The 8,800-nt window shown below is 59.0% G+C and carries 10 protein-coding genes; 5 read left to right on the forward strand and 5 right to left on the reverse strand.

Annotated features, from left to right (window positions below):
• The first annotated feature begins 18 nt into the window (after positions 1 to 18).
• The 4 genes from AC3WRD_RS18360 to AC3WRD_RS18375 all read left to right on the forward strand — a co-directional run bounded on the left by AC3WRD_RS18360 (position 19) and on the right by AC3WRD_RS18375 (position 3,030).
• A complete protein-coding gene (locus AC3WRD_RS18360) occupies positions 19 to 486 on the forward strand; it encodes a YbjN domain-containing protein (protein ID WP_041475252.1) in 468 nt (155 codons plus the stop codon).
• Positions 483 to 1,430: a peptidylprolyl isomerase gene (locus AC3WRD_RS18365; RefSeq protein WP_102622315.1), complete on the forward strand. Its 948-nt coding sequence runs from the start codon at positions 483 to 485 to the stop codon at positions 1,428 to 1,430. Before AC3WRD_RS18360 ends, AC3WRD_RS18365 begins: the two co-directional genes overlap by 4 nt.
• Positions 1,431 to 1,469: 39 nt before the next feature.
• A complete protein-coding gene (locus AC3WRD_RS18370; protein ID WP_102622316.1) occupies positions 1,470 to 2,447 on the forward strand; it encodes a LysR family transcriptional regulator in 978 nt (325 codons plus the stop codon).
• Positions 2,448 to 2,514: 67 nt separating this feature from the next.
• Entirely contained in the window at positions 2,515 to 3,030 is a 516-nt protein-coding gene (locus AC3WRD_RS18375; protein WP_102622317.1) for a GNAT family N-acetyltransferase, read from the forward strand.
• On the opposite strand, the gene AC3WRD_RS18380 is transcribed toward AC3WRD_RS18375, so the two are convergent.
• The 3 genes from AC3WRD_RS18380 to AC3WRD_RS18390 all read right to left on the reverse strand — a co-directional run bounded on the left by AC3WRD_RS18380 (position 3,020) and on the right by AC3WRD_RS18390 (position 5,892).
• Complete coding sequence (locus tag AC3WRD_RS18380; protein WP_219737351.1) at positions 3,020 to 3,979, reverse strand: halovibrin HvnC; 960 nt, start codon at positions 3,977 to 3,979, stop codon at positions 3,020 to 3,022. The two genes, AC3WRD_RS18375 and AC3WRD_RS18380, sit on opposite strands and share 11 nt — an antisense overlap.
• Before the next feature lie 20 nt (positions 3,980 to 3,999).
• On the reverse strand, positions 4,000 to 4,446 hold the full coding sequence (locus AC3WRD_RS18385) for a DUF2599 domain-containing protein (RefSeq protein WP_102622318.1): 447 nt from the start codon (positions 4,444 to 4,446) through the stop codon (positions 4,000 to 4,002).
• 66 nt (positions 4,447 to 4,512) lie between these two features.
• Complete coding sequence (locus tag AC3WRD_RS18390) at positions 4,513 to 5,892, reverse strand: hypothetical protein (RefSeq protein ID WP_102622319.1); 1,380 nt, start codon at positions 5,890 to 5,892, stop codon at positions 4,513 to 4,515.
• A 239-nt stretch (positions 5,893 to 6,131) separates the two neighbouring features.
• Between AC3WRD_RS18390 and AC3WRD_RS18395 the strand changes: the two genes are divergently transcribed.
• Positions 6,132 to 6,623 carry a hypothetical protein gene (locus AC3WRD_RS18395; RefSeq protein ID WP_102622320.1) on the forward strand — a complete coding sequence of 164 codons (492 nt, stop codon included), beginning with the start codon at positions 6,132 to 6,134 and terminating at the stop codon, positions 6,621 to 6,623.
• Between the two features lie 234 nt (positions 6,624 to 6,857).
• On the opposite strand, the gene AC3WRD_RS18400 is transcribed toward AC3WRD_RS18395, so the two are convergent.
• A complete protein-coding gene (locus AC3WRD_RS18400) occupies positions 6,858 to 7,079 on the reverse strand; it encodes a CcoQ/FixQ family Cbb3-type cytochrome c oxidase assembly chaperone (RefSeq protein ID WP_096821818.1) in 222 nt (73 codons plus the stop codon).
• 15 nt (positions 7,080 to 7,094) lie between these two features.
• Entirely contained in the window at positions 7,095 to 8,522 is a 1,428-nt protein-coding gene (ccoN, locus tag AC3WRD_RS18405) for a cytochrome-c oxidase, cbb3-type subunit I (RefSeq protein WP_096821819.1), read from the reverse strand.
• Positions 8,523 to 8,800 lie beyond the last annotated feature (278 nt).

Genomic DNA, 8,800 nt, shown 5'->3' on the forward strand with positions numbered 1-8,800 from the left:
ATAAACAAGGAAGAAGTAATGACTCAATTGATCTCCCACGTCTCCCCGCAATCCCTGACCGACGTACTGCAAGCCGCCGGTTATCGCGTCAACCAGACCGAACAGAACGGCATCGTCCAGTTGCTCAGCGCCAGTCAAGGCATCGGTTACGCGGTGCGCTTCGGCAACCCGGCGGTGGCGGAGCAGGGCAGCTACGTCGACTTCACCTTCAGCTGCGCCTTGCGCGTGCAGGGTGAGTTGCCGGCCGGTGTGGCCGAGCAGTGGAACGCGACCCGCCGGTTTGCCCGGTTGTCGTTGCAGGGCGAATTTCTGGTGATGGAAATGGACGTGGTGGTGGCCGCTGGCGTCAGCAGCGATTACCTGCGCGGCAACCTGGAATTGTGGGATCGCCTGCTTCAGGAATTCATCGTGTACCTGCGTGATTTCACCCAGAACGCTGCTGCCACCCAGGCTCCAAAGGTTGAGCAAGAGGAAGTCGCGCTGTGACGAAACCTGCCATGGTAATCAGCGCCGCTGCGGTGGCGCTGTTGGTGGTGGCCGTGGCGCTGGTGGTGCGGCCGGGCAATGACCCGGTCGCCGCCCAGCAACCGGCGCCGGTCATTGCGGCGAATGCCGGGCCGGCGGTGGCGCGGTTGGGCAATCAACAGGTGTCGCCGGAGGAGTTGCAGGCGCTGCTGGCGGCCGTACCGCCGCAGACCCGCGAGCAATTGCGCGGCAATCGTGAGGCGCTGGAACGCTGGATTCGTTCACGCCTGGCCGAAAAGGCCGTGCTGGAACAGGCCGATGCCCAGGGCTGGGCGCAGCGTCCGGACGTGGTACGGCAGACCCGTGCGGCCACCGAGCAGATCGTGTTCCGCGACTATTTGCAGTCGGTGAGCAAAGTGCCGCCGGATTACCCGAGCGCCGCCGAGTTGCAGCAGGCGTATGACGCGGGCAAGGCCAATTGGCAGACGCCGGCGCTGTATCGGGTGAGCCAGATTTTCCTCGGCGTGAATGAGCCGCAGAATCTTGAAGCCGTACGCAAGCAGGCAGCGGAGTTGAGCAAGAAAGCACAGGCGAGCCCCGCGGAATTTGCAGCGTTGGCCAAAGAGTTTTCCCAGGATCGCCTGACCGCTGAACGTGGCGGTGACACAGGGTTGCAGCCGTTGCAGCAACTGGTGCCGGAAGTGCGTGGTGCGGTCGCGCGGCTCAAGGTCGGCGTGGTCTCCGAACCGGTGCAAAGCAGCGCCGGGTTTCACGTGATCAAACTCACCGAACAACAACCGGCCCGCACCGCGACCCTCGACGAACTGCGCGATCAACTGACCCAGGCCTTGCGTGCCCAGCGTCAGGAACAGATCGCCCAGGCGTATCTGGACGGCATGCTCAACACCGCGACGCTGAGCATCGACGGGGCCGAGCTCAACAAGGTGCTGGAGACCAAACCTTAAGCGCTGCACACCAAAACAAAGATCGACAGGGAGTCATCGATGTCATTCACCGAACCCGCAGCACGACAGAGCAGCGCCGATTTCCGCTGGCCCCGGGACAAGGAAGAACCCTGGCCGGCGCACGCCGCGACCCTCGACGGCGACGTCGCCCAATACTTTCTGGTCAGCGCCCGTTGCGGCTGCTTCATGCAGGCCGCCCGCAGCCTCAACGTGCGCTCGACCCTGCTGCGCAAACAACTGGCGCAGCTTGAACAGCAACTGCAATGCGCGCTGTTCAGCTTTCAGGGCAGCGCCTTGACCCTGACCCGCGAAGGCCAGCAATTGCAGGCGCAACTGGTTGCCCTGGCCCACGAACGCAAATTGCCGGTGATCGAGCAGCCGCTGATAAGGCTGGCCGTTGCCGAATCGATCCTGCATGACATCCTCGGCCGCGACCTCATCGCACTGCTGCGCCGCAACGCCAGCGTGCGCCTCGAAATCATCGCCCTCGACAGCGAACTGGCCCTGCGTGCGGTCAGTGCCGACATCGTGCTGTGGCTCGCCCATGGCGACACCCCGCATCCCGGCCCGACCTTCGCCACCAGCGAACCGCAACGCCTCGCGCAACTGGAATATCAGCCCCACATTGCCAAACGCTACTCCCGCGTGACTGCACGCCCGGAAAGCCCGGATGACCTCGCCGATTTCATGCTGGTGCAATGGCAGCATGACCGGCAGATCGACAGCTTCCGCCCCTGGAACAATCTCGTCGAGCAGCGCTTGGCTGGCGTGGTGCAGATGCAGTCTTATGAACTGATGCTGGAGATGATTCGGTGCAGCGCTTGCATCGGACTGTTGCCGATGTACATGAGCCGATTTGATCGCGGGTTGGTGGCGTTGCCTGGTTTGTTTGAGGAAGCGATGCGGTTGCAGGCGTGGCTGGCGGTGAACAGCGAATCGCAGGACGTTGGGGAAGTGCAGACCTTGGTGGAGTTGATTCAGCGAACGTTCAATGAGCGGCAGGAGTGGTTCGAGTAGGTCTCGCCAGAATCAGTTGCGCCGGTTTACAGTGACCGGCCACGCACTGGTCCAGGAGGGATCTTTCATGCCTGAGCACAACCCCGCCATTCACCTCGAACGCTTCAGCGAGTCCCACGTCGAAGGCGTCACCGCGCTTTACAACGACCCGGCCGTGACCCGGCAGGTGTTGCAGATGCCGTTTCAGTCTGCCGAAATCTGGCGCCAGCGGTTGATGCCGGAAAACGAACGCATGGTGAAACTGGTGGCGCTGCATCAAGGCGTGGTGATCGGGCATCTCGGGCTGGAGGCTTTTTCGCGGATTCGCCGCAGTCACGCCGGCAGTGTCGGCATGGCCGTTGCGGTGGCGTGGCAGGGCAAAGGTGTCGGTTCGAAGTTGTTGGCGGCGGCGCTGGACGTGGCGGACAACTGGATGAATTTGCACCGGGTCGAGCTTTCGGTGTACGCCGACAACGAGGCGGCCATCGGGCTCTATCGCAAGTTCGGCTTCGAAACCGAAGGCCTGTTCCGTGATTACGCCGTACGCGACGGACAATGGGCCGATACCCTGAGCATGGCGCGTCTGCGTCGGGTCACGGCTTGACCAACTGATCCGACTCTACGTACTGGAACGTTGCCTCAGCGGCAGGCGTCGACGGCGGAAACAAGCGAATCACCGGCACCCAGATTCTGGCGGTCGTGGAATCGTAAAAATCCTTCTGATTGCCTTGTGCCTCTGCAAGCCCGGCATTGGTGCCGCCGGCTATGAAGAAAAACGCCATGAGCGGGAGTGTGTCTTGCAGGTTCTGTGGCCAGGTCTTGATCACGATTTCATTCTGTGCGGAGAAATGCGCAGGCATCTGGCTCAACATTCCCCTTGCGCGTACCGATTGATAGAAGGGCACGCCAGCAGGTCTGCCGGTGGCCTCGGAAACGTCAAACCCGCATTGGCGCAAATGATGACTGTTGGGTGAGGTGTCCCATACATTCTTCCATTGTTCGGCGGTGGCAACCCCGGCACTCTGGCAGCGCTGACTCGTAGCAGGAAACGAGACATAAGGGCCGCAGGGCGTTGTTCGGTTCCAGGTCCAGCCATCTATCGGAAACGAGCAAAGCACATCGAGATCGACCTTGTCCCCGGGGGCGCCGAAGATCGGGTACAGCATGAAACCGTTGCCTTTGCCCCAGGCCAGGCGCCCATATTTCGAGTCGGCCCTGAGGTAGGAAAACGAAACCCCTCCGTTTTTGACTGAAGTCGGACTGGGATTCCAGACATGATGGGTGTCGCCGGGATTCTTGTCCGTGACTCGAAAGATGATGCCGGAGCATAGAAACGCAGGTCGATTGTCGTTCTTGTCGCAGTTCGGAAACTGGCGGTTATAGAGCGTGTTCAACAATTCGACCACTTGGGGGCCGGTCATCGCAGCGTGCGGGTTGTTGCTGGCAATCTGTGGGAGCGTTGACTGGGTGTCGACCTGGGTACAACCGAGAAGTATTGCAATCAGTAGCGCTTGAACGATGTGCTTCACGCTGATTGCTTTCAGGCTGCTCATCTTGAATGTCCTTATGCTGTTCAAGGGGCCACTTCAGGCAACGGCTCTTCATGGTTGCAGCCTGCTGCCACGGTTTTTGTAAGTCCTACATCCGGGCGCCAGGGCTCCAGGTTCCACTCCGGTTTGTCCCGCGCAACCATCAGATGGCAAATCAATTGGTGGCGCAGGCCGTGGGTGTTCGTCCAGTAACGGCTGTTGGAATAATCACGGGTGAGTTCATCCCACAAATAGGCCGTGCCTTCCGGTGGTGTTCGTCTGGCACAGTCAGTTGGCTTGATGGAAATCGTCCACTCGTAGTTCCGGTATATCCATCGCGCGCTGGCGACGTAACTCGAGCAACGCTCCACCGTCTGGATGTAGCTGTCCGCTGCGGAGCGGGGGGATGTGCGAGCTTCAGGTGGCAGGGTCGCTACTTGCGCGCAGCCAACGAGCAACATCAGGGGCAGTGTGCTGATTATTTTGTGCATGACTTGATCCTCGGCCCGTTTAACGGGCCGGCGGGTTCTTGGCGTTGTTATTGACGATGAGCCTTCCTAGAGGAGTACCTTCAAATACGGCGAAAAAATGATGGGGTCCGTGCTACCCGTACGCCTGATGGAGTAGTTGAAGTAGCCGGTTTTGCCCGGGTTGCTGCTCACCCAGCCTGTCGGAATACTGAAGTCCATATAGGGACCCTGGACGTAAGGGATCTCGTTGCTGTCGAGACGTGTCTGACCATCGATGGTTAATGAGATACGTGCCGTATATGGCGCCTCGAGGGGATTTGGGGCGTAAAGCCTGAGGTTGTTTCTGGCAGTGTTGATCGTGGGGACACCACAGAGGTGCTTCTGTCGGGTGATGTTGACGTCCAGGTCTTTGGACGGAAGCTCCTTCACGGTGTTGGGCAAAATGACGGTGTAAGAGAACTCAATCTTGTTGGCGATGGAGTCGACTATTACTCGACGAGGGATCAGAAACGTCAACGTTTGCCCGGGAGCAGAAACTGTCTGGGTCTCGCTACCGTAAGTTTCTGCGCGCCCGATGCAATAGACCCTGACTTTCTGTCCTGTGTTGGAACCCGTGTATTGCACTTCTACGGTTGCGTGGGTGTTCTGATAAAAATCCTTCTCGAAATTCAAGAGCCTACCGTCCGCTTCCTTCGCTTCCAGCACTGTGGGCTTGAGCAGGTCGAGGACAGGCTGTTTCACATGCACATCGATGTAGGTGGGTGCTGACCAGATGGCCTGGGGGCCTGAAGAGTCGCCGAGGCTGGTTTCCACACGGTATCGAAGTTCAAATTTGCTATTGTCCTGCGGGAAGTCCGGGGCGAAGAGCTTTATCTGCACATAGCCAAGTTGAAGGTCTGTTGCAGTGACTCTCTGTGTTTTAAGCCCACCGTCGAGATAGAGCGTGACGTTGTCACCTATTCGCATATGGGTATAGCGCATTCTGACATCGACCCCGTTTGCAGCCTCTGTGGGACCTACGCTCATGTGGGACACTGTAAAAGTCAGATTCGGATTGGGTCCGGAACCCACCACTTCTCCTCCCGGGCGCGGAATGTGGACGAGCGTAATCAGATCAACTGAATCTGTTCCTCCGGGTTGAACTGTGTTTGTAACCCGCACTACCAGCGTGTTGATGCCATCACTGAACAAGGCTTTAGATACGGAATAGTCGAAAGACTTGCCTACGTCCCCCGTTCCAATGGTTTTCATGAATCGGGGAGTACCGTTGTTGATGATCAAATAGGCAGAATCGTTTATCGCCTGTGCGTCCCAAGGGATTATCTCAAGACGCAGCAGATCGCCGGGTGCGGTGAAGAGTGCAAGTGGTGCGCCGTAGTGAGGTTTCACAGCGGGGTTGGGGTAGTAAATGGGGCTCTGAATTCCCCCGACAACTTTGGCGGGATACACCACAAACGGACTGTTCATCTTCTGCACTCCGGTATTCGTGACGGTAGTTGCATGAGCTGCAACGGGTACCGTCATCAAACACTGCCCATCCCAGCGTGCCTACTGTCAGATCTGACAGGTAAACCCCGAAAAAAGCAGCCGTTCGTCGTAATCTCCGGAGAACAGGTGGTTAACACGTCCAGGCTTAGTCGTACGCCCCGACGCAGAACCTGCCATGATTGACCTTCGCGGTTTCGCTACTCTCCGAGGGCAATCAGATGGACGACGTACAGAGACTGGGCGAGATGCTTCGCCACTATGCCGACAGCGAAGCGCACAAGAAGCAATTGTTCGAGACTCAATCGGCGACCTGGGCCACACGGATCACCGAGTTGTTCGGGCAGATTCAGCAATGGCTGGAGCCGGTGCAGGTGCCGGGGTTGCTGGAGGTGATTCGCGAGTCGTATGTGGCGTTCGGCCCGAGCATCCCGGTTGAAACCTCAACCTTCAAGACTGAGAAGCTGAGCATCGTGATCGCCGGCAAACCGGTGGAGTTCGTGCCGGATGTGATGGGCAGTGGCGGGCAGATTTCGTTGGCGGTGATGGGGCTGACGGCGGCGCGGTACGGGAGTGTTTCGCTGGTGGGGTTGCCCAATGGTGATTGGCAGTGGCGTAAGACCAATGGGTTGAAGGATCCGGATACGTTTTTGTTTGATGCGAATTTTCTGGCGCAGCAGCTGCAGAGCCTGATTCCCCGAGACCGCACCTAAGATCAAGAGCCACCCCCTCACCCCAGCCCTCTCCCCCAAGGGGGCGAGGGGGAAAGGGAGCAGATTTTTGTTGTTTTCAATATTGAGTTCGACGGAAAGGGAGCAGATCGGGGGCTTTTCAGTTTTTGAGTTTGGCTCGATATTTCAGGTCGGTGTATTTCGAGTAAACAACTCGGTCAGTTCCCTCTCCCTCCGGGAGAGGGTTAGGGTGAGGGGCAGTTCGACTGACACACCTCACATTTCGAGATTGACCCACCCCGGCTTCGCCACCTCCGGCGCCACCGCTTTCACGGTTTTACCGGTGGCCAACTCAACCCGCCGCGCCACCTCCGGATCATCGGCAAACGGCGTCAGACTCGCATCGTCCAGGCTTTCAGCCGTTTCGTGGCGCAAGCAATACTCCACCGACAGCCACAAAAACAGCACGCCCAACACATTCAAAAAGATATCGAACATGACCGGCTCCCTTGATCAGGCGATCTGCGCTTCACGGTGGGCAATCGCGACATCCGCCACCCGCACGGTGCGCCATACGTTGTAGGCCATCAGCAACATGCCCGTCAGGAAGAACACCCCACCGGCAAACCGTACGACAAACCCCGGATGGCTGGCCTGCAGCGCTTCGACGAACGAGTAGGTCAGCGTGCCGTCCTCGTTGATCGCCCGCCACATCAGGCCCTGGGTGATGCCGTTGACCCACATCGAAGCGATGTACAACACGGTGCCAATGGTCGCCAGCCAGAAGTGCAGGTTGATCAGCGGCGTGCTGTGCATCCGTTCGCGGCCGAAGACCTTGGGCACCATGTGATAGGTCGCGCCGAAGGTGATCATCGCCACCCAGCCGAGGGCGCCGGCGTGTACGTGGCCGATGGTCCAGTCGGTGTAGTGGGAGAGGGCGTTGACGGTCTTGATCGCCATCATCGGGCCTTCGAAGGTCGACATGCCGTAGAACGCCAGCGACAGGACGAGGAAGCGCAGGATCGGGTCGGTGCGCAACTGATGCCAGGCGCCCGAGAGGGTCATCATCCCGTTGATCATCCCGCCCCAGCTCGGCGCCAGCAGGATCAGCGACATCGCCATGCCCAGCGACTGCGCCCAGTCCGGCAGGGCGGTGTAGTGCAAGTGGTGCGGGCCGGCCCAGATGTAGAGGGTGATCAGCGCCCAGAAGTGCACGATCGACAACCGGTACGAGTACACCGGCCGATTGACCTGTTTCGGCACGAAGTAATACATCATCCCGAGGAACCCGGTGGTCAGGAAGAACCCCACTGCGTTGTGCCCGTACCACCACTGCACCATGGCGTCGGTGGCGCCGGAATACACCGGATAGGACTTGAACCAGTCCACCGGAATCGACAGGTGATTGACCACGTGCAGCATGGCGATCACCAGGATGAACGCACCGAAGAACCAGTTGCCGACGTAGATGTGTTTGGTCTTGCGCTGCACCACGGTGGTGAAGAACACCACGGCATACGCGACCCAGACCACCGCCATCCACACCGCGCCGGAGAATTCGATCTCGGCGTATTCCTTGGTGGTGGTGTAGCCCATCGGCAGGGTGACCAGCATGATCACGATCACCGATTGCCAGCCCCAGAAAGTGAAGGCTGCGAGTTTGTCCGAGTACAGCCGCACCTGGCAGGTCCGCTGCACGGCGTAGTAACTGGCGGCGAATTGTGCGCTGCCGGCGAAGCCGAAAATCACCAGACTGGTGTGCAACGGTCGCAAGCGGCCGAAGGTGGTCCACGGCAGGTCCAGATTCATGTCCGGCCATACCAGTTGCGAGGCGATCCATACCCCCATCGCCATGCCCACGACACCCCAGAAAACAGTCGCGATGACGAATTGGCGGACGACCTTGTAGTTATAAGCCTGTCCGATTGTTGCTGTGCTCATGGTCAATTCTTCCACGGTTGCAAAGTCTTGCCAGGCCACCCGGTCTGGCACGAGCTGCACTGTAGAAACCCCGCCAGAAACAAAACAGGCTCAGGAATTGTTCATTTATGCGGATCAGATTGGCGTGCTGCCTGCGGCCATCTGCCGCGCTCTGATACGGTTTTTATGGTTTCAGGTGAATCTGTAACGGGCTGCGCTGTTCGGCCATAGTCAGGGAAAATACTGTGGGAACGGGCGAACCCGAGATAGCGCCAGACGCGAACTGGCGCTATCTCGGG

Source organism: Pseudomonas sp. FW215-R2 (genome assembly GCF_058789255.1).

Excerpts from the sequence above, each read along its gene's own strand:
- AC3WRD_RS18400 (WP_096821818.1), bottom strand. The coding sequence starts at position 7,079 with ATGTTCGATATCTTTTTGAATGTGTTGGGCGTGCTGTTTTTGTGGCTG.
- AC3WRD_RS18385 (WP_102622318.1), bottom strand. The coding sequence starts at position 4,446 with ATGCACAAAATAATCAGCACACTGCCCCTGATGTTGCTCGTTGGCTGC.
- AC3WRD_RS18380 (WP_219737351.1), bottom strand. The coding sequence starts at position 3,979 with ATGAGCAGCCTGAAAGCAATCAGCGTGAAGCACATCGTTCAAGCGCTA.
- AC3WRD_RS18370 (WP_102622316.1), top strand. The coding sequence starts at position 1,470 with ATGTCATTCACCGAACCCGCAGCACGACAGAGCAGCGCCGATTTCCGC.
- AC3WRD_RS18390 (WP_102622319.1), bottom strand. The coding sequence starts at position 5,892 with ATGAACAGTCCGTTTGTGGTGTATCCCGCCAAAGTTGTCGGGGGAATT.
- AC3WRD_RS18375 (WP_102622317.1), top strand. The coding sequence starts at position 2,515 with ATGCCTGAGCACAACCCCGCCATTCACCTCGAACGCTTCAGCGAGTCC.
- AC3WRD_RS18395 (WP_102622320.1), top strand. The coding sequence starts at position 6,132 with ATGGACGACGTACAGAGACTGGGCGAGATGCTTCGCCACTATGCCGAC.
- AC3WRD_RS18360 (WP_041475252.1), top strand. The coding sequence starts at position 19 with ATGACTCAATTGATCTCCCACGTCTCCCCGCAATCCCTGACCGACGTA.
- ccoN (WP_096821819.1), bottom strand. The coding sequence starts at position 8,522 with ATGAGCACAGCAACAATCGGACAGGCTTATAACTACAAGGTCGTCCGC.